The 23041-nt window shown below is 68.2% G+C and carries 22 protein-coding genes; 12 read left to right on the top strand and 10 right to left on the bottom strand.

Translation table 11 applies throughout. The features are described 5' to 3' along the window. Positions 1-19 precede the first annotated feature (19 nt). On the top strand, positions 20-1225 hold the full coding sequence (locus ACQ5DX_RS08395) for a cation:proton antiporter (protein WP_430332195.1): 1206 nt from the start codon (positions 20-22) through the stop codon (positions 1223-1225). 44 nt (positions 1226-1269) lie between these two features. Here the strand turns inward: ACQ5DX_RS08395 and ACQ5DX_RS08400 are convergent, their stop codons facing one another. After that, the gene (locus ACQ5DX_RS08400) at positions 1270-2652 is read right to left on the bottom strand and encodes an RNA polymerase sigma factor (protein ID WP_430332196.1); all 1383 of its coding nucleotides are present in this window, start codon (positions 2650-2652) and stop codon (positions 1270-1272) included. A gap of 124 nt (positions 2653-2776) precedes the next feature. Beyond that, a complete protein-coding gene (gene ppgK, locus ACQ5DX_RS08405) occupies positions 2777-3541 on the bottom strand; it encodes a polyphosphate--glucose phosphotransferase (RefSeq protein ID WP_430332197.1) in 765 nt (254 codons plus the stop codon). A 113-nt stretch (positions 3542-3654) separates the two neighbouring features. Here ppgK and ACQ5DX_RS08410 point away from each other — a divergent pair, with 113 nt between their 5' ends. Then, positions 3655-4551, top strand: coding sequence for an inositol monophosphatase family protein (locus ACQ5DX_RS08410; RefSeq protein WP_430332198.1), 897 nt, complete (start codon positions 3655-3657; stop codon positions 4549-4551). 15 nt (positions 4552-4566) lie between these two features. Here ACQ5DX_RS08410 and cei read toward each other — a convergent pair whose 3' ends face one another. Next, a complete protein-coding gene (gene cei / locus ACQ5DX_RS08415; RefSeq protein ID WP_430332199.1) occupies positions 4567-5250 on the bottom strand; it encodes an envelope integrity protein Cei in 684 nt (227 codons plus the stop codon). Between the two features lie 481 nt (positions 5251-5731). Here cei and ACQ5DX_RS08420 point away from each other — a divergent pair, with 481 nt between their 5' ends. Next, positions 5732-6034 carry a DUF4193 domain-containing protein gene (locus ACQ5DX_RS08420; protein WP_031939713.1) on the top strand — a complete coding sequence of 101 codons (303 nt, stop codon included), beginning with the start codon at positions 5732-5734 and terminating at the stop codon, positions 6032-6034. Between the two features lie 20 nt (positions 6035-6054). On the opposite strand, the gene ACQ5DX_RS08425 is transcribed toward ACQ5DX_RS08420, so the two are convergent. Beyond that, the gene (locus ACQ5DX_RS08425) at positions 6055-6567 is read right to left on the bottom strand and encodes a DUF3093 domain-containing protein (RefSeq protein ID WP_430332200.1); all 513 of its coding nucleotides are present in this window, start codon (positions 6565-6567) and stop codon (positions 6055-6057) included. Positions 6568-6586: 19 nt separating this feature from the next. On the opposite strand from ACQ5DX_RS08425, the gene dut reads away from it, so the two are divergent. Further along, positions 6587-7129 (top strand): dUTP diphosphatase, encoded by a 543-nt coding sequence (gene dut, locus ACQ5DX_RS08430; RefSeq protein WP_430332201.1) that lies wholly within the window; start codon positions 6587-6589, stop codon positions 7127-7129. Positions 7130-7133: 4 nt separating this feature from the next. Further along, positions 7134-7973 carry a DUF3710 domain-containing protein gene (locus tag ACQ5DX_RS08435; protein WP_430332202.1) on the top strand — a complete coding sequence of 280 codons (840 nt, stop codon included), beginning with the start codon at positions 7134-7136 and terminating at the stop codon, positions 7971-7973. A 13-nt stretch (positions 7974-7986) separates the two neighbouring features. Here the strand turns inward: ACQ5DX_RS08435 and ACQ5DX_RS08440 are convergent, their stop codons facing one another. Then, a complete protein-coding gene (locus ACQ5DX_RS08440) occupies positions 7987-8691 on the bottom strand; it encodes an alpha/beta fold hydrolase (protein WP_430332203.1) in 705 nt (234 codons plus the stop codon). 171 nt (positions 8692-8862) lie between these two features. Between ACQ5DX_RS08440 and ACQ5DX_RS08445 the strand changes: the two genes are divergently transcribed. Both ACQ5DX_RS08445 and ACQ5DX_RS08450 read left to right on the top strand, forming a co-directional pair. After that, complete coding sequence (locus tag ACQ5DX_RS08445) at positions 8863-9240, top strand: OB-fold nucleic acid binding domain-containing protein (RefSeq protein ID WP_430332204.1); 378 nt, start codon at positions 8863-8865, stop codon at positions 9238-9240. Positions 9241-9322: 82 nt separating this feature from the next. After that, entirely contained in the window at positions 9323-10009 is a 687-nt protein-coding gene (locus ACQ5DX_RS08450; RefSeq protein WP_430332205.1) for a DUF3159 domain-containing protein, read from the top strand. On the opposite strand, the gene ACQ5DX_RS08455 is transcribed toward ACQ5DX_RS08450, so the two are convergent. Beyond that, positions 9986-10642, bottom strand: a complete 657-nt coding sequence (locus ACQ5DX_RS08455; protein ID WP_430332206.1) for a potassium channel family protein — start codon at positions 10640-10642, stop codon at positions 9986-9988. The genes ACQ5DX_RS08450 and ACQ5DX_RS08455 overlap by 24 nt on opposite strands. Positions 10643-10696: 54 nt before the next feature. Further along, positions 10697-11362: a potassium channel family protein gene (locus ACQ5DX_RS08460; protein WP_430332207.1), complete on the bottom strand. Its 666-nt coding sequence runs from the start codon at positions 11360-11362 to the stop codon at positions 10697-10699. Positions 11363-11554: 192 nt separating this feature from the next. On the opposite strand from ACQ5DX_RS08460, the gene ACQ5DX_RS08465 reads away from it, so the two are divergent. From ACQ5DX_RS08465 to ACQ5DX_RS08480, 4 genes are all read left to right on the top strand, one after another. Further along, positions 11555-13549, top strand: a complete 1995-nt coding sequence (locus ACQ5DX_RS08465) for an APC family permease (protein WP_430332208.1) — start codon at positions 11555-11557, stop codon at positions 13547-13549. 7 nt (positions 13550-13556) lie between these two features. Further along, positions 13557-14822 carry a class I SAM-dependent RNA methyltransferase gene (locus ACQ5DX_RS08470; protein WP_430332209.1) on the top strand — a complete coding sequence of 422 codons (1266 nt, stop codon included), beginning with the start codon at positions 13557-13559 and terminating at the stop codon, positions 14820-14822. Positions 14823-15002: 180 nt separating this feature from the next. Continuing rightward, positions 15003-15485 (top strand): MarR family winged helix-turn-helix transcriptional regulator, encoded by a 483-nt coding sequence (locus ACQ5DX_RS08475; RefSeq protein WP_430332210.1) that lies wholly within the window; start codon positions 15003-15005, stop codon positions 15483-15485. A gap of 44 nt (positions 15486-15529) precedes the next feature. After that, on the top strand, positions 15530-17086 hold the full coding sequence (locus ACQ5DX_RS08480) for an MDR family MFS transporter (RefSeq protein ID WP_430335587.1): 1557 nt from the start codon (positions 15530-15532) through the stop codon (positions 17084-17086). Positions 17087-17152: 66 nt separating this feature from the next. Here the strand turns inward: ACQ5DX_RS08480 and ACQ5DX_RS08485 are convergent, their stop codons facing one another. From ACQ5DX_RS08485 to glsA, 3 genes are all read right to left on the bottom strand, one after another. Further along, entirely contained in the window at positions 17153-17983 is an 831-nt protein-coding gene (locus tag ACQ5DX_RS08485) for an ABC transporter permease (RefSeq protein WP_430332211.1), read from the bottom strand. Beyond that, complete coding sequence (locus ACQ5DX_RS08490; protein WP_430332212.1) at positions 17980-18969, bottom strand: ATP-binding cassette domain-containing protein; 990 nt, start codon at positions 18967-18969, stop codon at positions 17980-17982. Before ACQ5DX_RS08490 ends, ACQ5DX_RS08485 begins: the two co-directional genes overlap by 4 nt. Positions 18970-19112: 143 nt before the next feature. Beyond that, a complete protein-coding gene (gene glsA, locus ACQ5DX_RS08495) occupies positions 19113-20936 on the bottom strand; it encodes a glutaminase A (protein ID WP_430332213.1) in 1824 nt (607 codons plus the stop codon). 157 nt (positions 20937-21093) lie between these two features. On the opposite strand from glsA, the gene dxs reads away from it, so the two are divergent. Then, on the top strand, positions 21094-23037 hold the full coding sequence (gene dxs / locus ACQ5DX_RS08500) for a 1-deoxy-D-xylulose-5-phosphate synthase (RefSeq protein ID WP_430335588.1): 1944 nt from the start codon (positions 21094-21096) through the stop codon (positions 23035-23037). Positions 23038-23041 lie beyond the last annotated feature (4 nt).

The raw sequence follows: 23041 nt of genomic DNA on the forward strand, positions 1-23041 counted from the left end.
GCCCGGCGAATACGTGACGATGACCGGCACTGCACTGGCACTCGTCGAACTCGGCGCTGTCTTCTTCGCGCTCGGCGTGCTCGGCCGACTTGCCGGACGCATCGGCATGTCACCGATCCCGCTGTATCTGATCGGTGGCCTCTGCTTCGGCAAGGGCGGCATCTTCCAGCTCGGCGACATCGGAGAGTTCAGCCACCTCGCGAGCGAGATCGGCGTCGTCCTGCTGCTGTTGCTGCTCGGCCTGGAGTACACGGCGTCCGAACTCGTCACGGGCCTGCGACGGTCGTGGTTCGCGGGCGTCGTCGACATCGTGCTCAACGCGGCGCCGGGCGCGATCATGGCGCTCATGCTCGGGTGGGGTCCGGTGGGCGCGCTCACGCTCGGCGGCGTGACGTACATCTCGTCGTCCGGCATCATCGCGAAGGTGCTCGGCGACCTCGGCCGCCTGGGTAACCGCGAAACGCCGGTGATCCTGTCGATCCTGGTGTTCGAGGATCTCGCGATGGCGGTGTACCTGCCGATCCTCACCGCCGTCCTCGCGGGAGTGAGCTTCCTCGGTGGGCTCCAGGCCGTCGCGATCTCGTTCGCCGTCATCACCGTCGTGCTCGTCGTCGCACTGCGCTACGGCAGCGTCGTCTCGGCGATCGTCGACAGCACCGACCGCGAGGTGTTCCTGCTGAAGCTGCTCGGGGCGGCGCTGTTGGTCGCCGGCCTCGCCTCGTCGCTGCAGGTCTCCGCGGCGGTGGGCGCGTTCCTGCTGGGCATCGCGATCTCCGGCTCCACCGCCCGGAACGCGACGCGGATGCTCGAGCCGCTGCGCGACCTGTTCGCCGCGATGTTCTTCGTAGTCTTCGGGCTCAACACCGATCCGACGACCATCCCGCCGGTGCTGCTGCCGGCGATCGCGCTGGCGGTCGTCACGACAGCCACCAAGGTGCTCACGGGATGGTGGGCCGCGGGCCGGCAGGGTATGGGTCTGATGGGCCGCGCCCGCGCGGGAGCCGCGCTCATCGCGCGCGGAGAGTTCTCGATCGTCATCGCCGGACTGGCCGTCTCCGCCGGTGCCGTCGAAGGCGAGCTCGCGGCGCTGGCCACCGCGTACGTGCTGCTGATGGCCGTGCTGGGCCCGGTCGGGGCCCGCGTCGCCGAACCGCTCGTCCGGCTGTTCCAGCGGTCCCGACCAAATGAGGAAGGGGCCCCGAAGGACCCCTTCCTCACCAGCTGACCGGACCGGCCGGTCGTATGCAGTTCAGGTAGTGCTGGACCGTGTTAGTCCAGGTAGTCGCGCAGCACCTGCGAACGCGACGGGTGACGCAGCTTGGACATCGTCTTCGATTCGATCTGGCGGATACGCTCGCGCGTGACGCCGTAGACCTGGCCGATTTCGTCTAAAGTGCGCGGCTGGCCGTCGGTCAGACCGAAGCGCAGACGCACGACGCCGGCTTCGCGCTCGGACAGCGTCTCGAGCACCGACTGCAGCTGATCCTGCAGCAGAGTGAAGCTCACGGCGTCCACGGCCACGACGGCCTCGGAGTCCTCGATGAAGTCGCCGAGCTGGCTGTCGCCCTCGTCGCCGATCGTCTGGTCGAGGGAGATGGGCTCACGCGCGTACTGCTGGATCTCCAGCACCTTCTCCGGCGTGATGTCCATTTCCTTCGCGAGCTCCTCCGGGGTGGGCTCGCGGCCCAGGTCCTGCAGCAGCTCACGCTGGATACGACCCAGCTTGTTGATGACCTCGACCATGTGGACCGGGATACGGATGGTGCGGGCCTGGTCGGCCATCGCGCGAGTGATCGCCTGGCGGATCCACCACGTGGCGTACGTCGAGAACTTGTAGCCCTTGGTGTAGTCGAACTTCTCGACCGCGCGGATGAGGCCCAGGTTGCCTTCCTGGATCAGGTCCAGGAACGCCATGCCGCGGCCGGTGTAGCGCTTGGCGAGCGAGACGACGAGGCGGAGATTGGCCTCGAGGAGGTGGTTCTTGGCGCGGTTGCCGTCGCGAGTGATCCAGTTCAGGTTCCGGCGATCGGCGGGGGAGGGCTTCTCGCCCTTCTCGGCCATCTCCGTCATCTTGAAGGTCGCGAACAGGCCGGCTTCGATGCGCTTGGCGAGCTCGACCTCCTCCTCGGCGTTGAGGAGCGCGACCTTGCCGATCTGCTTGAGGTACGCGCGCACCGAGTCGGCGGACGCGGTGAGCTCAGCGTCCTTGCGGGCCTGACGGAGAGCCTCGGACTCCTCTTCGTCCCAGACGAAGTCGCCCGACGCCTTGTCCTTCTCGGACGGCTCGGCGGTCTCCTCCTCGTCCTCCTCGACCTCCTCGACGACGACTTCCTCTTCGACGAGGTCGCCGTCCGCGACGTCGAGATCGGCCATGTCGATGTCTTCGTCCTCGCCGATGTCATCGCCGGCCTTGGCCGCCTTGGTGGTGGCCTTCTTGGTGGTCTTCTTCGCGGCCGTCTTCTTGGCGGCGGCCTTCTTCGCCGGTGCCTTCTTGGCCACGGCCTTCTTGGCGGGTGCCTTCTTGGCGGCGGCCTTCTTCGCAGGGGCCTTCTTGGCGGCGGGCGCGCTACCGGTAGTCGCCTCGGCAGTGGGTGCAGCGGTCGCTGACTCGGGTGTGGAATCGGCGGTCTGACGCGTATCGGTGGCTGCCACGTACGCCCTTTCGTGACGGTGTCGTGCGGCGTCACGCCAGAGTGGATTTCCGGCGGAGAGGTCTGTCGGGTTTTCGCCGACTCACAGTCGGCCGCCATCCATTGTAACGACAGCTTCGAAATTGTTACGGAGCGATGCCCGTTTCCTGCCGCTTCGTGGCGCACAGGGCGGCGCCGACGATGCCCGCGGTGTTGAGCAGTGCTGCGGGAACGACCGGGGTGCGGTTCTCCAGTCGGGGAATCCATTTCTCGTGCTTGCGGCTGATTCCGCCGCCCGCGATGAACAGGTCGGGCCACAGCAGATCCTCGAAGCGGCACAGGACTTTCGTCACCTCGGCCGCCCACTCCTTGTACGACAGGCCCTTCGTGTCCTTCACCGACGACGCCGCCCGGTGCTCGGCCTCCATGGCGTCGACCTCCATGTGCCCGAACTCGGTGTTCGGGAGCAGGACGCCGTTGTGGATGACCGCGGACCCGATCCCCGTGCCGAACGTGAGCAGCACGACGACGCCGTCGACGTCCTTGCCCGCCCCGTAGCGGTCCTCGGCCAGTCCCGCGGCGTCGGCGTCGTTGAGAACGGTGACGTCCCGGCCGCCGAGGGCCTGCGAGAACGCCGCCCGGGCGTCGGTCCCGATCCACGACTTGTCGATGTTCGCGGCGGTGCGCGCGATTCCCGACGTGACCACACTCGGGAGCGTGATGCCGACCGGGCCCTCCCACTCCGCCTGGGAGACGATCTCCGCGACTGTCGCTGCGATCGCGTCGGGAGTCGCGGGGCGTGGCGTCTCGATCTTGATCCGATCCACGACGAGTTCACCGGTGTCGAGGTCGACGATGGCACCTTTGACGCCGCTGCCGCCGACGTCCACACCGAATCCGAGTGCACCCACAATCGGCTCCTTCCACGAGATGACCGCCTGCGCCGAAACAGTAGTGGGTTTCGGGCCGCTCAGCTTTGCGATACCGGTGGTGTGGGGTCGTCCGGTTGTGGTGCGATACACACATGCGCGCCACTGACATCCCCGCCTCCGACCCTTCCACCTCCACCGACCCGCGTGTGCTCCGCGACATCGCGGTCACCGTCGCGGAAGCGGCCGCCGCCCTCGTTCGGGCGCGGCGCCCGGAGGTGTTCGGAGTCATGGGTGCCGAGGTGCACGCCGCGGACGGCGGGTCCGTGCAGGCCAAGAGCACCCCAACCGACCCGGTGACCGTCGTCGACACGGAGGCCGAGCACCTCATCCGGGCTCGGCTGGCCGGATTACGTCCGCACGACGCCGTGCTGGGCGAGGAGGGTGGCGGGGAGGCCGGCGTCGCGGGGATCCGCTGGATCGTCGATCCGATCGACGGAACCGTGAACTTCCTGTACGGGATCCCCGCCTACTCGGTCTCGGTGGCCGCCCAGATCGACGGTGTCTCGGTCGCGGGGGCAGTCGTCGACGTCGCCGCGGGCGTCACCTACTCGGCCGTCCAGGGCGGCGGCGCCGGCTTCACCGACGCGGAGGGCAACACCGGTGTGCTGTCGTGCAATCCGGTGACCGACGCGTCCTTCACGCTGCTCGCGACCGGCTTCGGCTACAGCGCACAGCGTCGCCGCGCGCAGGGACGGCTCATCGGCGAATTGCTGCCGCACGTGCGGGACATCCGACGGGTCGGTTCGGCGGCGCTGGACCTGTGCATGGTCGCATCGGGGCGAGTGGACGCGCATTTCGAGCACGGCCTCAATCCGTGGGACTGGGCGGCGGGCGCGCTCATCGCGACGGAGGCAGGCGCTCGCGTGCACCTGCCCGCGCCCGACACGCGCAGTGCCGCAGGAGAGGTCGTGATCGCGATGGCACCGGGAATCGCCGACGAACTCGATGCCGTGTTCCGGGCCGCGGGTGTGTTCGACCCGGTTCCGTGAGAACCGACCGCGCGCTCAGCAGCGCGCAGTGCGGGCGGCGCTCAGCAGGCCGGGGTCGAGGGGCGCCGGGGTAGTCCCCGGAACGGGGTCCTTGAGCGCGTTGAGGACCTCTTCGGCGTCCGCGTTGGGCGTGATGCTCTTCGCGAAGTAGGTGCCCAGCGCGAGGTCGACGGTGTCGTCGGTCCGGCCGTCCTGGATGAGTTCGGCGCAGGGCGCCACCAGCCACAGCGCGCTGGCGGCGGACAGCCCGTTCGGTCCGAAACGGATCTGGCCGTGGCACTGCAGGTTCTGGTCGACGTAGACCGGGTCGTTGCCGACCTGGACGTCGGGTGCGCTCGCGAAGCCGTAGTCGCGCAGTTCGTTCGCGACATCGGCCGCCTGCCCGCGTTCGCCGTTCGCGTTGAACACGCGGATTTGGGTCGCCGACAGCGGCGCGGGCTCGACGTCGAGGAGGGTGCTGCGGCCCACCTTCTGGCCGAGCGGTTGCGGAGCGGGGGCGTCGGGAGCCTTCGGCTTCACCGGCGGATTGCAGTCCACGGTGGTCGCGTAGACCTCGGGCTCGGTGAGGATGCGCGTCCACAGCACGATCCCGAGCAGCGCCAGGACGGAGATCAGGGCGATCACCGGGACGGCGCGGCGGCGGCGGAAGGGCCGGCCTTGCTCGTCGGTCGATTTGCCATCGGTGATCAGTGAAACCACGGTGTGTCGACCTCTCCGTTGCCGGGCGTGCGGCGGTGATCCGCTGGAAAAGAGTTGGTGTGGTTCCGGCCACGTGCGCGTGCCCGCCGCCGTTCCGATGCCAACTGTAGATCGCTGCCCTGTCACCGTCCCGCACATGCCCGTCGAGGAATGTCTCGGCTTGCTGTGTGGTTGGTGACGATTGGCGGACAGTTTCCGACTGTGTCCGGTTCGGTTGCCACTTTTCCTGACGCGTCGGCTATTGTCTGGCGGCCCCAGTCGTGAGAACACACGATTTCGACAGGGTCCGAAGGGAATCGAAAGTGAGGTGTAGGTCATGTTTTCCGGAGGGTGTTTCGGGCACTTCCGGGCCACCTACGGCGTTGTTACAGCCACAGGAATGGATCTACATCACTGACGGTTTCCCATGGATCGCCGTAACCGAGGGGTTTCGGCGGCCCGGGCACCGGGGATACACGCAAGAGGACGAGGGGAAGAGGAAATGGCAACCGACTACGACGCACCGAGGCGATCGGAAACCGACGAGGTTTCCGAGGATTCGCTCGAAGAACTGAAGGCACGACGTAACGAGGCGCAGTCGGCGGTCGTCGACGTGGACGAGTCCGACACCGCGGAGTCGTTCGAACTCCCCGGAGCGGACCTTTCCGGCGAGGAACTGTCGGTGCGGGTGGTGCCCAAGCAGGCGGACGAGTTCACCTGCTCGAGCTGCTTCCTGGTTCACCACCGCAGCCGCCTCGCCAGCGAGGAGAACGGCGTCATGATCTGCATGGATTGCGCCGCCTGACCCGGCTGGGCAGAAACGGATCAGCCCTTCGGGGCGGTCCCTCGGCCGATGGCGGCCAGCAGTTCGGCTGGCCGCCTCGTGCTGACCAACCAGTACGGCGTGGGGTCTTCGGGATCGTCGAGCACGATCAGGACGGTGTCCTTCACCCACGACCGATTCTGAACGAAAGCCGCTGGATCGAGCTGACGACCCAGTGCGGCGCTCTTCGCCGACGGCGGAATCGCTGCCGTGCGCGAGATGACGGACAGTGGCAGATGGGCCCGGCCGACCCTGAGCTCGGCGTTCGGTCCGTCGAACACCTCGACCCGGTGCCGTGACACCCACAACAGGGCCCACACCGGGAACGGGAACAACAGGACGTACGGAAGCCAGGCGCGGATACCCGGGGAACCCATGTGGATCTCCGCGGCGAGCAGGCCGGCGATGAGCAATCCGGCGGGCCACCACCAGAGCGGAACCCACAGGCGCTCCGAATAGATCGGCACTCGGGTGCTGTCGGGCGAGGTCGCTGCGGGCTGAGACGATTCGGACACGCATTCCAGAGTAGTCTCGGTGCACGTGAGCGATCTTCCTGCCGTCGCGCTGAAGCGACTGGACCCCGGTATTCCGCTGCCGCAGCGGGCCCACGACGGTGACGCCGGCGTCGACCTCTGCACTACCACCGATGTCACGATCGAGCCCGGACGCCGGGTTCTCGTCGGCACCGGTATCGCGATCGCCCTGCCGATCGGCACGGTCGGTCTGATCCACCCGCGTTCCGGACTGGCCGCCAAGACCGGCCTGTCCGTCGTGAACACCCCCGGCACGATCGATGCCGGCTACCGCGGCGAGATCAAGGTCTGCCTGATCAACCACGACCTCGAGACCCCGATCGAACTGCGCCGCGGCGACCGCATCGCGCAGCTGGTGGTCCAGCGGGTCGAGCTCGTCGACTTCGTCGAGGTCGACTCGCTCGACGAAACTGTCCGTGGCGCAGGTGGTTACGGATCCAGTGGGGGTCACGCCAGTCTCGTGACGCACAATGCCGATCAGGATTTCGTTGGTACGGAAGGCCGCCCGCACGAGTTGACGAGGCTGCCGAGGGAAGGGGCCTGATCGCATGTTCGGACGTCGTAAGAAGAAGGACGAGGCTCCCGTCGAGGAGACGGAGTTCGTCGAGGTCGACACCGACGAAGTCGTCGACGAGGACGACTTCGACATTCCCGCCGGGGAGGTCGAGGGTGGGCCGTTCGACATGAGCGAGCTCGCCGAAGGGGAGGAGCCGGCGGCGACCCGGCTGGACCTCGGTTCGGTGCTGCTGCCGATGCCCGACGGTGCCCAGCTCCAGGTCGAGATGTCGCCGGAGGGCGCCCCGCAGGCCGTGCACCTGGTGACCCAGTTCGGCCGGGTGACCGTGTCGGCGTACGCCGCCCCCAAGTCTCCGGGCCAGTGGCGCGAGGTGGCGTCGGAGCTGGCCGAATCGCTGCGCGGTGACAACGCGGAGGTGAGCATCGAGACCGGGCCGTGGGGCCGGGAGGTCATCGGAGTCACCCCGAACGCTGACCTGCGATTCATCGGTGTGGACGGTCCCCGCTGGATGATCCGCTGCGTCGTCGCGGGACCGTCGGGCAACGTCGCGGCGGGGTCACCGCTGGTCGAGACCGCCCGCGCCGTCCTGAGCGAGACGGTCGTCAATCGCGGCAGCGACCCGCACCCGGTGCGGACCCCGCTTCCGGTGGTGCTGCCGCCGGCGCTCGTCGAGCAGCTCGTGGCCGCGCAACAGCAGCAGCTCGCCGCGCAGCAGCAGGCGGTGCAGGAGCAGATCGCCGCTCAGCAGCAGGCCGCTCAGCAGGCTCAGCAGGCGCCGCCGTCCCAGCCGCAGCAGGGGCCGTCGGGGAACGGGTCCGAGCCGCCGCGTCGCGGCGAGTCGGGCTCGGCCATGCAGCAGCTCGGTCTCTAGGCCGGGCGACCCGTCAGGCGATCCGGTCGAGCGCGCTCAGGCACGCTCGACCGAGGACGCCGGGGTCATGTCCGATCTCGTCGAGTGTGAGTTCGGACACCTGTGCCTTCGGTAGCGTCGCGGCCCACTCCTTGGCGACCGTGAAGGGGTGGACGGCGTCGTCGACGGCCGCGGCGATACCGACGGGGGCCTGAATGCCGGCCAGCGTCGCCGCGTCCGGCCCGTGGTAGCTCGCGGCCTCCTCGAGCGCCGACGGCAGATGAGGCCACTGCGCACGCCAGGAGCGTGCCAGTTCGTCGGAGAGCCACGGTGGGCTCGACGCGGTCATCTCCGCCGTCACCGCGTCCAGTCCGTGGGCACGCAACTGCGATGCGGTGAAGGTGGCGCTGGCGGCCGCGGGCGCGTGCTCGGGCGAACCCGTCCACGCGGGCAGCGCCGCGAGCACCGCCTCGACGCGATCGGGGTTCGCGGCGGCCCACTCGAGTGCGACGGCGGCACCGATCGACACGCCGCCGACGAGGATCCGGCCGTGCGCGTCCGCGGCTCGGTCCATCGCGTCGCGATAACTGCCGACGACCCGTCGCGGGTCCGGCTCGACGGCTGTCGTCCGCACGCCCACCTGCGTCAATGCAGACCGGAAGGCACGATCGGCGAAGTCCGCGTCGGACCCGGTGCCGGGGAGGACGACGGCCACTGCGGGCCACGTACGTTGCTGCATGAGTCGATCTTGCACTGCCGCGTCCCGACCAGTGCCACGCGGCTGTGGTTGTCAGGTCACTTTGGGGTTACAGTGGCGATCAGAAACCCGAGTGGGGCCCGACTTGGGCCCTCGCACAAAGCCTTTTCGTGCGGCGCAAGACCTGCGCCGCCGTTTGTCCAGGAGCGCGCTATGGCCCCCGCCGCGGCAGATTACTTTCGCCGGCTGACTCGCCGACTCACCGAAGATCTCGAGCAGCTGGACGCCGAGGAGATGGTTGAAACCGCGCAGGCATCGGGCGCCACCCGCGCCTGTGACTGCTCGCGCGGTGAGGAGGTCACGATGTTCGGCCGCCTCCGCAGTGTCGAAGCCTGTCCCAAGTCCGCCAACGCGTCGGTTCAGGCCGAGTTCTTCGACGGAACCGATCCGGTCACGCTGGTCTGGATCGGACGCCGTCGGATTCCCGGCATCGAGCCCGGGAAGACGCTGATGGTGCGTGGGCGCATCGGTGACCGCGGTGGCCAGAAGGTCATCTTCAATCCGTACTACGAGCTCCGCGGCGATTCGTGATCGGTGACTCGGTCGGTACCGTCGTGACGGCTGATCGGGTCGGCCTTGACGGCTCGCCGTCGGAGTATGGCAATCTCGTCGAGTGACCGAATCGAAGCAGCAGACGATCCTCGAACAGCTCGGTGGACTGAGTGGGCTGGTCTACTCGACGCTGCCGATCATTGCCTTCGTGCCGGCGAACAGCCTCTGGGGACTGGGACCGGCCGTGTGGATCGCCCTGGGCGTGGCTGCGGCCATCCTGGTGTGGCGCATCATCCGCCGTGGCCCCATCCAGCCGGCGATCTCCGGGTTCCTCGGCGTCGGCGTCTGTGCCTTCATCGCCTATCGCACCGGTGACGCGAAGGGCTACTTCCTGTTCGGCATCTACACGAGCCTGCTGTACGCAGCGGTCTTCGTGGTGTCGATCCTCGTCCGGTGGCCGCTGGTCGGTGTCGTCTGGGGCTATCTGAACGGCCACAAGAATGCGTGGCGGGCCCACAAGGGTGCGGTGCGCGCCTACGACATCGCGACGGTCGCGTGGGCGTTGGTGTTCGGCGCCCGCTACCTGGTCCAGTCCCAGCTCTACGACGCCGACCAGACCGGGTGGCTCGCGGTGGCCCGCATCGGTATGGGGTGGCCGCTCACCGGACTGGTGTTGCTCGTGACGATCTGGGCCGTCCGGCGTGCCGATCGGGTCGTCGAGCCGGCCCCGGCCCCCACCGACCTCGAGCAGATCGAGGGTGCGGGGGACGGTGACCGGTCCGAATCAGATGTTGATCGCGGCGCGTAGTTCGTCCTCGACCTCGACCGCTGCGACGAACAGCAGCTCGTCGCCACCCTCGACCGGGTCGTCCGGCTGGGGGACGATGACCCGGCCCCCGCGAATGATCGTCACGAGCGCTGCGTCACGCGGCAGCTGGATCTTGCGGACGGGCTTCCCTGCGAGAGCTGTGTCGTCCGGCAGCGTGATCTCGACGAGATTCGCCTGACCCTGGCGGAAGGTCATCAGGCGGACCAGGTCACCGACCGTCACCGCCTCCTCGACGAGCGAGGCCAGCATGCGGGGTGTCGACACCGCGACGTCCACGCCCCAGGACTCGTCGAACAGCCACTCGTTGCGGGGATCGTTGACGCGGGCCACGACTCGACCCACTCCGAATTCGGTCTTCGCGAGCAGGCTCACCACGATGTTGGCCTTGTCGTCGCCGGTCGCGGCGATCACGACGTCGTAGGTCTCGAGGTTTGCCGCCTCGAGCAGGCTCAGCTCGCACGCGTCGGCATGCACCCACTCGGCCTGGGGGATCGTGTCGGGTTCGACGTGTTCGAGTTTGCGCTCGAGCAGCATGACGTGGTGGTCGCTGCGGACGAGTTCACGGGCGATGGAGCGGCCTACGGCGCCGGCTCCTGCGATGGCCACTCTCATCGGAGGCATCCAATCGGGTAGTCGATCGAGAAGGGGGTCATGACCGGTGCGATGTCAGTCGTCGGACGGGGGCGGGTTGCCCGCCAGCGCGACGGCCTCGGCGACGGTCCCGGACACTGCAGCGACGTACACCAGGTCCTGGGACTGGATCACGGTCTTGCGGTCCGGGAGAATTCCGGTCCCGAATCGGATGATGAACGACACCCGCGACGACGTCGCTTCCTCGAGTTCAGTGATGCTGCGGCCCACCCAGTCCTCGTGCAGCGACAGCTCGGTGACGACCACCGTGCCCGACGGATCGCGCCACTTCGAAATCTGGTCGTCCTGTTGAAGGGCGAGCATGAAGCGATCGGTGGTCCACGGCACGGTCGCAATGGTCGGGATGCCGAGGCGCTCGTAGACGGCGGCACGCTTGGCGTCGTAGATGCGTGCGACCACCCGCTCGACACCGAACGTCTCCCGGGCGACGCGCGCGGAGATGATGTTCGAGTTGTCGCCGGACGACACGGCCGCGAAGGCCTCGGCGCGCTCGATCCCCGCCCGAACCAGCACGTCCCGGTCGAAGCCCATGCCGACGACGGTCTTGCCGGTGAAGTCCGGGCCGAGGCGGAGGAACGAGCTCGCGTCGCGGTCGATGACGGCCACCTCGTGGCCGATCCGGCTCAGTGCTGTAGCGAGGGACGAGCCGACTCGGCCACATCCCATGACGACTACGTACACCCGTCCACTCCGTTCATTGCTCAGCGGCCGACGGTGTGCCGCCGGCATCGAATCGAACCGTACAGCGCCCACACGGAAGAGCAAGCATCTGCCGCCGCACGGCCCACCTCCCGGTGCGGGCCGACATCCGGAAAAACACAGTGCAGGCTGCCCCGCTGACGAATCGGCGCCCCGACGGCTTACGCTTTGGCGGTGTCGAAGGTTTCCACCGCTGCGAAGCGGCTGATTCTGGGCCGACCGTTCCGAAGCGACAAGCTCGGACACACGCTCCTGCCCAAGCGAATCGCGCTACCCGTTTTCGCGTCGGACGCGATGTCGTCGGTGGCGTACGCGCCGGAAGAGATTTATCTCGTGCTGTCGGTGGCGGGCCTTTCCGCATACGCCTTCGCACCGTGGATCGGTCTGGCGGTCGCTCTCGTGATGGCGGTCGTCGTCGCCAGCTACCGGCAGAACGTGCACGCGTACCCGTCCGGCGGCGGCGACTACGAGGTCGCGACCGTCAACCTGGGGCCCAATGCCGGCCTGACCGTCGGTAGCGCGCTGATGGTCGACTACGTCCTCACCGTCGCGGTGTCGATCTCCTCGGCCGCGTCGAACATCGGGTCGGCGGTACCGTTCGTCGCCGAGCACAAGGTGCTGTTCGCGATCGCGGCGATCGTGTTGCTGACCGCCATGAACCTGCGCGGCATCCGGGAATCCGGTAGCGCGTTCGCGATCCCGACCTACGCGTTCATTGTCGGAATGATCGTGATGCTCGCGTGGGGCTTCATTCGTATCTATGTCCTCGGTGACAACGTCCAGGCCGAGTCCGCCGGGTTCACGCTCAATGCGGAGGATGCGCAGCTGCACGGCATCGCCTTCGCGTTCCTCATCGCACGCGCCTTCTCGTCCGGATGCGCGGCGCTGACCGGCGTCGAGGCGATCAGCAACGGTGTGCCCGCATTCCGGAAGCCGAAGTCGCGCAACGCCGCCACGACGTTGCTGCTGCTCGGTACCTTCGCCATCACGCTGCTGATGGGCATCATCATCCTCGCCCAGAAGATCGGTGTCGTGTACGCGCACGATCCGGCGATGCAGTTGGACGGTGCCCCCGAGGGCTACCAGCAGAAGACTCTCATCGCGCAGCTCGCCGAGGCGGTCTTCTCCGGCTTCCCGGTCGGCTTCTACTTCATTGCAACGGTGACGGCGCTCATCCTGGTGCTCGCCGCGAACACCGCGTTCAACGGATTCCCGGTGCTCGGGTCGGTCCTGGCACAGGACCGCTACCTGCCGCGCCAGCTGCACACCCGCGGCGACCGCCTCGCATTCAGCAACGGCATCCTGTTCCTCTCGGGTGCGGCGATCGCGTTCGTCGTGGTGTTCGGAGCCGAGGTCACCAAACTGATCCAGCTCTACATCGTCGGCGTGTTCGTCTCGTTCGTGCTGAGCCAGACCGGCATGATCCGGCACTGGACCCGACACCTGAAGGCCGAGACCGATCCGGCGCAGCGCAGCCGCATGAAGCGCTCCCGGGTGATCAACTCGATCGGTCTCGCGATGACCGGTGCGGTGCTGGTCATCGTGCTGCTCACCAAGTTCGCGGCCGGTGCGTGGATCGCGATAGTCGCGATGATCGCGATCTTCATCCTGATGAAGTCGATCCGGCGCCACTACGACAGCGTCGCGGACGAGCTCGACGAGCAGGAATGGGACGGCGTGCTGCCGAGCCGGACCCACTCGATCGTGCTCGTGTCGAAGATGCACATGCCGACGATGCGTGCCCTCGCCTACGCGCGGGCCACGCGCCCGGACACGCTCGAGGCCGTCACGGTCAACGTCGACGAGCCCGACACGCGGGCCTTGGTCCGGGAGTGGGAGAACAGCGACATCACGGTGCCACTCAAGGTGATCGAGTCGCCGTACCGCGAGATCACCAAGCCCGTGCTCGACTACGTGCGCCGGGTCAGACGGGATTCGCCGCGCGACGTCGTGACGGTGTTCATCCCCGAGTACGTCGTGGGTCACTGGTGGGAGCAGTTGCTGCACAACCAGAGTGCGCTGCGTCTGAAGAGCCGGCTGCTGTTCCAGCCCGGTGTGATGGTCACGAGCGTGCCGTGGCAGTTGAGTTCGTCGGAGAAGGTCAAGCGTGAGCGCGTCGACAACGCGCCCGGCGCGATCCGGCGCGGTTTCGATGTGGAAGGCAAGTGACCTGCAAGTGAGCGAGAAGTGGGTCGGACGCCGGTTCGAGGTCGAACTGGGCAATCCCGGCCACACCGGGTTCTGCGTTGCCCGGCACGAGGGCCGGGTGCTGTTCGTTCGGCACGGGCTGCCCGGGGAGAAGGTGATCGCGCAGGTCACCGAGGACCGCGGCGGATCGTTCTGCCGGGCCGACGTCGTCGAGATCGTCGAGGCGTCCCCCGACCGCATCGCGCCGCTGTGCCCCATCTCCGGCCCGGGCGGTGCCGGGTGCTGTGACTACTCGCATGCCACCCTCGACGCGCAGCGGCGGATGAAGTCCGCCGTCGTCGCCGAGCAGTTGCGTCGCATCGCGGGCGTGGACACGGACATCGCCGTCGAGTCGTTGCCGGGCACCGGGGACGGCACGGGGTGGCGTACCCGGGTCCGGTTGGCGGTGGACTCGTCGGGACGCCCCGGCTTCCATCGCTTCCGCAGTCTCGACCTGGAGACCTTCCTGGCCTGCCCGCAGATCGATCCCACCGCCTACGCGGGGCTCGCCGAGCGGTCGTGGCAGCCGGGTGCGGAGATCCAGCTCGTGCTGGACGCGGCCGGGGAGCGCCACGTGGTCGAGATCGCGCCGCCCAAGGTGTCGCGCACCGGTCGGCACAGCCCCGGGCGACGAGGGGCCGCGGCCCGACGGGCCGCCTCGGCGGCGCGCCGCGCGGAACGCGTCGTCATCGGCTCCGGTAGACCTGTCGAGCGGGTCGGGGAGCGGACGTGGACCCTGTCGGCGACAGGCTTCTGGCAGGCGCATCGCAGCGCCGCCGACACGTACTCGTCGGTGGTCGGGGAGTGGGCACAGGCGTCGAACGGCGCGAACGTGTGGGATCTCTACGGCGGCGTCGGGGTCTTCGCGGCCGCTCTGGCCGATCAGGTGGGCCCGGTGGGCCGGGTCGACTCGGTGGAGTACTCGCGGCAGGCCGTCGCCGACGGCGGCGCCGCGCTGGTGGATCTGCCGCAGGTGTACCTGCACGCCGCCCGGGTCGAGCGGGCGCTGTCCGACCTGCCGGCTCCCGAGGTCGTGGTCCTCGATCCGCCGCGCGCGGGGGCGGGCAAAGACGTCGTGGCCGCCGTGACGGCGGCCGGTCCGCAGCGCGTCGTGCACATCGGGTGCGACCCGGCATCGTTCGCGCGTGACGTCGCGCTCTACCGCGAGCACGGCTTCCGGTTGGCGGACGTCCGGGCGTTCGACGCCTTCCCGCTCACGCACCACGTCGAGAGTCTGGCGCTGCTCACGCGCTGAGCCGGGCGTCAGTGGTTCTCGACACACGCCGACTCCAGTCTGGTTCATAAAACTGCAGGTCAAAGGCCTCGAAGTGAGGTATGTCGGGTTTGTGAAGTAATTGCTTGACGCACGCAACTATGTTTATGGTTGCGTTCTGCAAGTAATTCACTAGGTCCATTCGAGGATTCGGGGTATCCGATGGCTGTTCAGGCCGATACCGCGCAGGCCCTGGTCGATGCGATCTTCCTCTTCGGTCGCTCGCTGAAGAACGCGATCGCGAGTGCGACGGACGATCCGATCGCTCCGGCTCTCGTGGCGGTGCTCGTGGCGCTGTCGGCACGTGGCTCGTGCCGACAGAACGAGCTCGCCTCGGCCCTGTGTGTCAGCCAATCGGCGCTGAGCCGGCAGATGACCGAATTGGTCGATGCCGGTCTCGTCGAACGGCATCCGGACCCGGACGACAAGCGGGCATTCCGCGTCCAGGTTTCGGAGAAGGGGCACGAGGTTCTGCACACCACCAAGGAGATCCGGTCCGCGCGTTTGCGGGACCGGCTCGGTGGGTGGAGCCAGGAGGAGGCGGCGGTCGCACTGAAGACGATCGAACGTCTCACCGACACGCTGACCGCGCGCCCCGAATCCTCACCTCTAGCAGCCGATCAATGTGGGAGAGCACTTCGATGACGACATCAGTGGGGGAGAGCCGGGCCGGCACCGGCCAGGAGGCGATGACCCATCGCCAGATTCTCGAGGTCCTTGCGGGCCTGATCGCGGCGCTGTTCACTGCGCTGCTCAGTTCGACGATCGTCTCGACGGCGCTGCCGACGATCATCGGTGACCTGAAGGGCAACCAGACGCAGTACGCGTGGGTCATCACGACCGCGCTGCTCGCGAACGCGGCGTCCACCCCGATCTGGGGCAAGCTCGCGGACCTGTTCAACAAGAAGATCCTGGTCCAGTCCTCGATCGTGATCTTCGTGATCGGTTCGGCGATCGCCGGCTTCGCGCACAACGTGCCGGTCCTGCTGGCGGCGCGCGTCGTGCAGGGCGTCGGTATGGGCGGCCTGACCGCGCTGGTCGTCGCCATCATCGGCAGCATCATCCCGCCCCGCGATCGCGGTCGCTACTCCGGCTACATGGGTGCCGCCATGGCGGTCTCGATGTCGGGCGGCCCGATCCTCGGTGGCGTGATCGTCGACAGCCCGCTGGGCTGGCGCTGGTGCTTCTTCGTCTGCGTTCCGATCGCCGTGGTCGCGCTGTTCCTGCTGCAGCGCACGCTTCACATCGCGACCGAGCGCAAGGAGGACGTCTCCATCGACTGGTGGGGTGCTGCGCTGCTCACCGCCGGTGTGAGTGTCCTGCTGATCTGGGTGTCGTTCGCGGGCAAGGCCGACTACTACGACTGGATCTCGACGGAATCGGCGATCTACGTCGGAGTCGGCGTGCTGCTGCTGATCGCGACCGTGATCGTGGAATCGAAGGTCAAGTCGCCGATCATCCCGCTGGACATCATCACCGAGAAGACCACCGGTCTCGCGATCGTCGCGTCGATCGCCGTCGGCGTCGGCATGTTCGGAGCCACCACGTTCCTCGGCCAGTACTTCCAGACCGCGCGTGGCCACACCCCGACCATTGCCGGTGTCCTGACCATTCCGATGGTGGTGGGCATGCTGGTCTCCTCGGTGGTCTCCGGCCAGCTCATCTCGCGGTTCGGCAAGTGGAAGCCGTTCATCGTCGGTGGCGCCGTCCTGCTGGTCATCGGGTTCGCACTGCTCGGCACGATCGATCACGAGACGAGCCTGTGGCTGATCGGCGTGTACATCGCGATCGTCGGCGTCGGCGTGGGCAGCCTCATGCAGAACCTCGTGCTCGCGGTCCAGAACACGGTGAGCGTGAACAACATCGGTGCGGCGAGTAGTTCGGTCGCGTTCTTCCGGACCTTCGGCGGTGCGATCGGCGTGTCGGTGCTCGGATCGGTGCTCGCGACGCGGGTGACGACGCTGTCGGCGGAGGGCTTCGCGAAGCTCGGGATCGACACGCATTCGCCCGGCAGCGGCGGAAACCTCGACCTCAACGCGCTGCCGGCGCCCATCGCCGAGATCATTCGCGCCGCGTACGGCGATGCGACGGGTCTGCTGTTCACCATCGCCGCGGTGGTCGCGCTGATCACGCTGGCCTGCGTGATTCTCATCCCGAACACTCCGCTGCGGAAGACGATCGACATCCAGAAGCCCGCCGAAGACGGGGAGACGGCCGCCGCGGCCGCCGAGGACGCCTCGGCGTAAGCGACACGCTCGAAGACGACAGTGGCCCGCAACCGGCGACGGTTGCGGGCCACTGTGTTCGTCGGGCTACGTCTTGCGGTTGTAGAGGCGCATCGTCAGCGGGCCGAAGATGACGATGAATCCGGCACACCAGAGCAGCACCACCGACAGCTGGCCGAACTCGAACGAGCCCGCGGACAGGTCCCGCAGTGCCGTGACGAGGTGGCTGATCGGGTTGACGTCGACGAACGCCTGCAGCCAGCCCGGCATCGTCGACGGGTCGACGAAGATGTTGCTCGCGAAGGTGAGCGGGAACAGGATGAACATCGACACGCCCATCACGGCTTGCTCGGTGCGCATCAGCATCGCGAACATCGTCCACACCCAGGACAGACTGAACGAGAACAGCAACAGCAGCAGCACCGAGGCCACCACGCCGATCACGCCGCCGGCGGGCCGGAATCCGAGGATCACGCCCAGCACGAGCACGATGATCGACGCGATCGTGTAGCGCACGATGTCGCCGAACAGGGCGCCGACCAGTGGTGAGGGACGCCAGATCGGCAGTGACCGGAAGCGGTCGAAGACGCCCTTCTCGATGTCCTTGTTCAGGGTCAGACCCGTGTACATCGTGATCATGACGACCGTCTGCACGAGAATGCCGGGAATGAGGAACTGGACGTAGGCACTGGTCGATCCCGCCAGAGCGCCACCGAACAGGAACGTGAACATCAGCGTGAACATGATCGGGAACATGGTCACGTCGAACAACTGCTCGGGGACGTGCTTGATCTTGAGCAGGGCCCGCCAGCCGAACGACAACGACGTCGAGAGCGCGCTCGGGCGGGCGGGGCGCGGGCCGGGCATCCGGAGGACGTCCCCGACCGCCTTCGCCGAGGTGGTGACGGTGTCGGTCATGACGTGGTCTCCTCGAATTCGGCGGTGTCCTCGGTCGGTTCGGCGCTGTGCCCGGTGAGGGCGAGAAACACCTCGTCCAGGCTGGGCTGGCCGAGGGCGAACGTCGTGACGGCGAGGTTCTCGTCGTCGAGGGCGGCGAGGGCCCGCGCCACCCGCTGCGGGTCGTCGATCCGCGCGGTCAGTGCGGCCGGGTCCGATTCGAGCGTGACGGGGACGCCGAGGACGGGTTCGAGGACCGCGGCGGCCTCGTGGCGCCGCGAGGGTTCGGCGACGCGGACGTGCAGCGCGCCCGACCCCACCGACGCCTTGAGCTCGCCGGTGGTGCCCTCGGCGATGACCTTGCCGTGGTCGATGACGGCGATCCGGTCCGCCAGCTGGTCGGCCTCGTCGAGGTACTGGGTCGTCAGCAGCACGGTGGTGCCACCCGCGACGAGGGCGCGGACGATCTCCCACACCTGGTTGCGGCTGCGGGGGTCGAGACCGGTGGTCGGCTCGTCGAGGAAGATCAGCTCGGGGGTCACGATGATGCTCGCGGCGATGTCGATGCGCCGCCGCATGCCTCCCGAATAGGTCTTGACCTGGCGGCCGCCTGCCTCCTCGAGCCCGAAGGCGTCGAGCAGCTGTTCGCATCGCGACCGCGCCGCCGCCCGCGAGTACCCGTACAGCCTGCCGAGCAGCATCAGGTTCTCGGTGCCGGTGAGGTCTTCGTCGAGCGATGCGAACTGCCCGGTCAGCGACACCTTGCTGCGGACCGTCTCGGCCTCGCCGGTCACGTCGTGCCCGAGGACGCGAGCCGAGCCGCCGTCGATCGGGAGGAGCGTCGCGAGCATGCGGATGGTGGTCGTCTTGCCGGCTCCGTTGGGGCCCAGGACGCCGTAGACGCCGCCGGACGGCACCGCGAGGTCGACCCCTGCGACTGCGGTGTTGGAGCCGAAACGCTTGACCAATCCGGTCGTTTCGATGGCCAGTGCGGTGTCAGGTTTCATCTGGTCCCCGTCGTCTGGTGTGGTCGTCCCGTGTGAGTGATGTCGCAAACTAGACCGTCTCAGCCTGTCGGATCGTCGGAGTCGGCGCAATCGCTTTACGGTCGACCCGAGAGGGCGGCTCGTCCCACCGGATGGGCGGTGCGTCAGAGCCGCCCGTGCCGTTCGAAGGTGCGCAGCAGCATCTCGAGCTGTCCGTATGCGGCCATGGCCAGCCGCTCGAGCAGCGCCGATTTGATCTCGGGGGCATCGGCGGTCAGGCGGAGGAGACTCTCGCGCGGCAGGAGCGCGAGGGTGACGGTGCTGTCGGCGTGCACGTCGTTCAGCAGCGTCGAATCCAGGAGCGTCGGCATCTCGCCGAAGGTCATCCCCGCCGCCAGCGTGGTGATCCGGTGGATGGCGCCGTCGGTAGAGGTGACGGTGGTGCTCGCGCGCCCCGACAGGATGAGGAAGATCCCGGGGGCGCGGTCGCCGCGCCGCGCGATCGTCTCGCCGCGGGCCGCGGTCCGTCGCTCGAGTTCGCCGGTGAACCGCTCGAACTGCTCGGGCGTGAGGTCGGCCGACAGGGGGTGCTGCTCGAGGTCGATCGAATCCGGTTGCCTGCCGATCCCGCAGTGCCGGGACAGCAGGACCTCCTCGCACCACTGGCTCGCCGCATCCAGGTCGGCGAACACCCGTCCGTCCGGACTCTCCGGGGTCAGGCTCGACGTGGTGTGGCCGAACAGCCCTTCCGGGTCCACCAGTGCCGTCTGGCAGCCGCTGCGGGCCAGATCGGCCCGCAGAGCCTCGATCATCCGCCGCGCGACCGCGCTGACGTCGTCGACGCGGCGGACGTCGACCACGACTGCCTCGAGTTCGGCGCGTTCGCCGTCGATCTCCCGGACCGCGGTCTCGGCGCCGGTGAACAGCAGGTCCCCGTGCAGTTCGTAGATGCGGCCGTGGTTGCCGACCTCGTCGAGGGCGGCCCGCTCGGCGTCGGTGCGGCGGGTCCGTGAGGGCGCCGAGCCGATGCTGTAGCGGGCGCGGATCGACGACCGGGCCGCGCGGGTGACGCGCAGGAAGTGCAGTTCGAGGTCGCGGGAGAGTTCCTTGCAGGCCCGCACGCCGCGGACGCTGTTGCCGTGCCGGTCCAGGCGCGGCGAGTACACCGCGATCCCCAACTGCCCGGGTAGGACGGCCAGCACGCCGCCCCCGACACCGCTCTTGGCGGGCATGCCGACCTCGGTGACCCATTCGCCGGCCGCGTCGTACATCCCGCACGTGGTCATGACGCTGAGGACGCGTTCGACGAGCGCCGGGTCGAGCACCCGATCCCGGGTGCGCGGGTTGATGCCGTTGTTGGCGAGCGTGGCCGCCATCAGCGCCAGATCCCGGCAGGTGACTTCGATCGAGCACTGCCGGAAGTACAGGTCGACGGCCTCGTCGGGGTCGTCGGTGATGACCCCGAACGAGCGCAGCATGTAGCCGATCGCGCGGTTGCGGTGACCGGTCTTCGCTTCGGACGCGTAGACGGCGGCGTCGAGTGGCAGCTGCCGGCCGGCGCACCGCGAGTACAGCGACCGGATCCGGCCGAACCGCTCCGCCGGGCTCGCACCGGCGACCAGCGACGCCGACGTGATGGCACCGGCGTTGATCATCGGGTTGCGTGGCCGCTCGGTGTCGGGGTCGAGGCTGATCTCGTTGAACGGCTCGCCGGACGGTTCGACGTCGATCTTCTCGGCGACCGCGTCGACGCCGCGATCGGCGAGCGCGAGCGCGTACGTGAACGGCTTGGAGATCGACTGGATCGTGAACGGCACCGCGGTGTCGCCCACCTCGTACACGTGGCCGTCGCTGGTGGCGACGGCGATCCCGAACCGGTCGGGGTCGACGGCCGCGAGCTCGGGAATGTAGTCGGCGACCGCGCCGCCGTGATCGGTGCGGACCGCGTCGAACACTCGCGTGATGAACTCGTCGACAACGTTGCCCATGGACCAACAGTAGGATGAGCGAACAGTCTGCGATGTGCGATCGGTCACGCACGAGTGTGCTCGGATCCGATGCCGAGAGGCTTCGTTTCCGGTCGCTCCGTAGACTTGTCGGGCTGTCGCGTGACAGCCCGTGAATCTGCTGGAGGGAGCGATCTCGTTGGGTGTCCTTGCCCGTATCCAGACGCCTGACGACCTGCGTCAGCTCGATCCTGAGGAAATGAGGGAACTCGCCTCGGAGATCCGTGAGTTCCTGGTGCAGAAGGTTTCCGCCACCGGCGGCCATCTCGGTCCCAACCTCGGTGTCGTCGAACTGACGCTCGCGCTGCACCGGGTGTTCGATTCCCCCTCCGATCCGATCATCTTCGACACCGGCCACCAGGCCTATGTCCACAAGATCCTCACCGGCCGCAAGGACGAATTCGATTCGCTCCGTAAGCAGGGTGGGCTGTCCGGCTACCCGTCGCGCGCCGAGAGCGAGCACGACTGGGTCGAGTCCTCGCACGCGTCGGCCGCGCTCTCGTACGCCGACGGCATGGCCAAGGCCTTCGAGCTGTCCGGGCAGCGGGGCCGCCACGTCGTCGCCGTGGTGGGCGACGGCGCGCTGACCGGCGGCATGTGCTGGGAGGCGCTCAACAACATCGCGGCCGGCAGGGACCGGTCGGTCGTCATCGTCGTCAACGACAACGGTCGCTCGTACGCGCCCACCATCGGCGGCCTGGCCGACCACCTCGCGTCGCTCCGCCTGCAGCCCGGCTACGAGCGGATGCTCGACAGCGGCCGTCGCATGGTCAAGAAGATGCCGTGGGTGGGCCGTGCCGCCTACCAGCTGCTGCACGGGATGAAGGCCGGCCTCAAGGACGCCGTCAGCCCGCAGGTGATGTTCACCGATCTCGGCATCAAGTACCTCGGCCCGGTCGACGGGCACGACGAGGTGGCGATGGAGTCGGCGCTGCGCCGTGCGAAGGCGTTCGGCGGACCGGTGATCGTGCACGCCGTGACCCGCAAGGGCATGGGCTACGCGCCCGCCGAGAACCACGTCGCCGACCAGATGCACGCGACCGGTGTGATCGACCCGCTCACCGGCCTCTCTCGCGGCACGTCGGCGCCGGACTGGACGTCGGTGTTCTCGGCCGAACTGATCGAGCAGGCCGAGCAGCGCGACGACGTCGTCGCGATCACCGCCGCGATGCCGGGCCCCACCGGGCTCGCCGCGTTCGGTGAGCGGTTCCCGGAGCGGATGTTCGATGTCGGCATCGCCGAGCAGCACGCGGTGACGTCCGCGGCGGGGCTCGCGCTCGGCGGCATGCACCCGGTGGTCGCGATCTACTCGACGTTCCTCAACCGCGCCTTCGACCAGCTGCTCATGGACGTCGCGCTGTTGAAGCAGCCCGTCACGATCGTGCTGGACCGGTCGGGTATCACCGGCGTGGACGGCGCGAGCCACAACGGCATGTGGGACCTGTCGCTGCTCGGCATCATCCCGGGCATCCGGGTGGCGGCGCCGCGCGACGCCACGACGCTGCGCGAGGAGCTGCAGGAGGCGCTGGCGGTCGACGACGGCCCGACGGTGATCCGTTTCCCCAAGGGCGCGGTCGGCGACGACATCCCGGCGGCCCGGCGGCTCGACGGCGTCGTCGACGTGCTGCAGATGCCGGAGGGCGATCGCGGCGACGTACTGTTCGTGGCGGTGGGCTCGTTCGCGAGTGTCGCACTCGAGGCTGCGGAGCGGCTCGCCCAGCACGGCATCACGTCCGCGGTGGTCGACCCGCGGTGGGTCCTGCCGGTGCCCGAGTCGGTGGTCAAGCTGGCCGAGAACTTCCGGATGGTCGTCACGATCGAGGACAACGGGCTGCACGGCGGCATCGGTTCGTCGGTGTCGGCGGCGCTGCGCGCGGCCGGTGTCGACGTCCCGTGCCGGGATCTCGGTGTGCCGCAGCAGTTCCTGGACCACGCGTCGCGCGACCAGCTGCATCGTGACCTGGGGCTGACCGCGCAGGACATAACGCGGCAGGTCACCGGCTGGGTGGTCGGCCTGGACCGCGCGGACACCGGCGGCGGCCTGGACAAGGGTCTCGACAAGTCGAATCCGAGCGTCGGATAGCGGT

The sequence above is a fragment of the Rhodococcus sp. ACT016 genome, assembly GCF_050477185.1.
Classification (GTDB): domain Bacteria; phylum Actinomycetota; class Actinomycetes; order Mycobacteriales; family Mycobacteriaceae; genus Prescottella.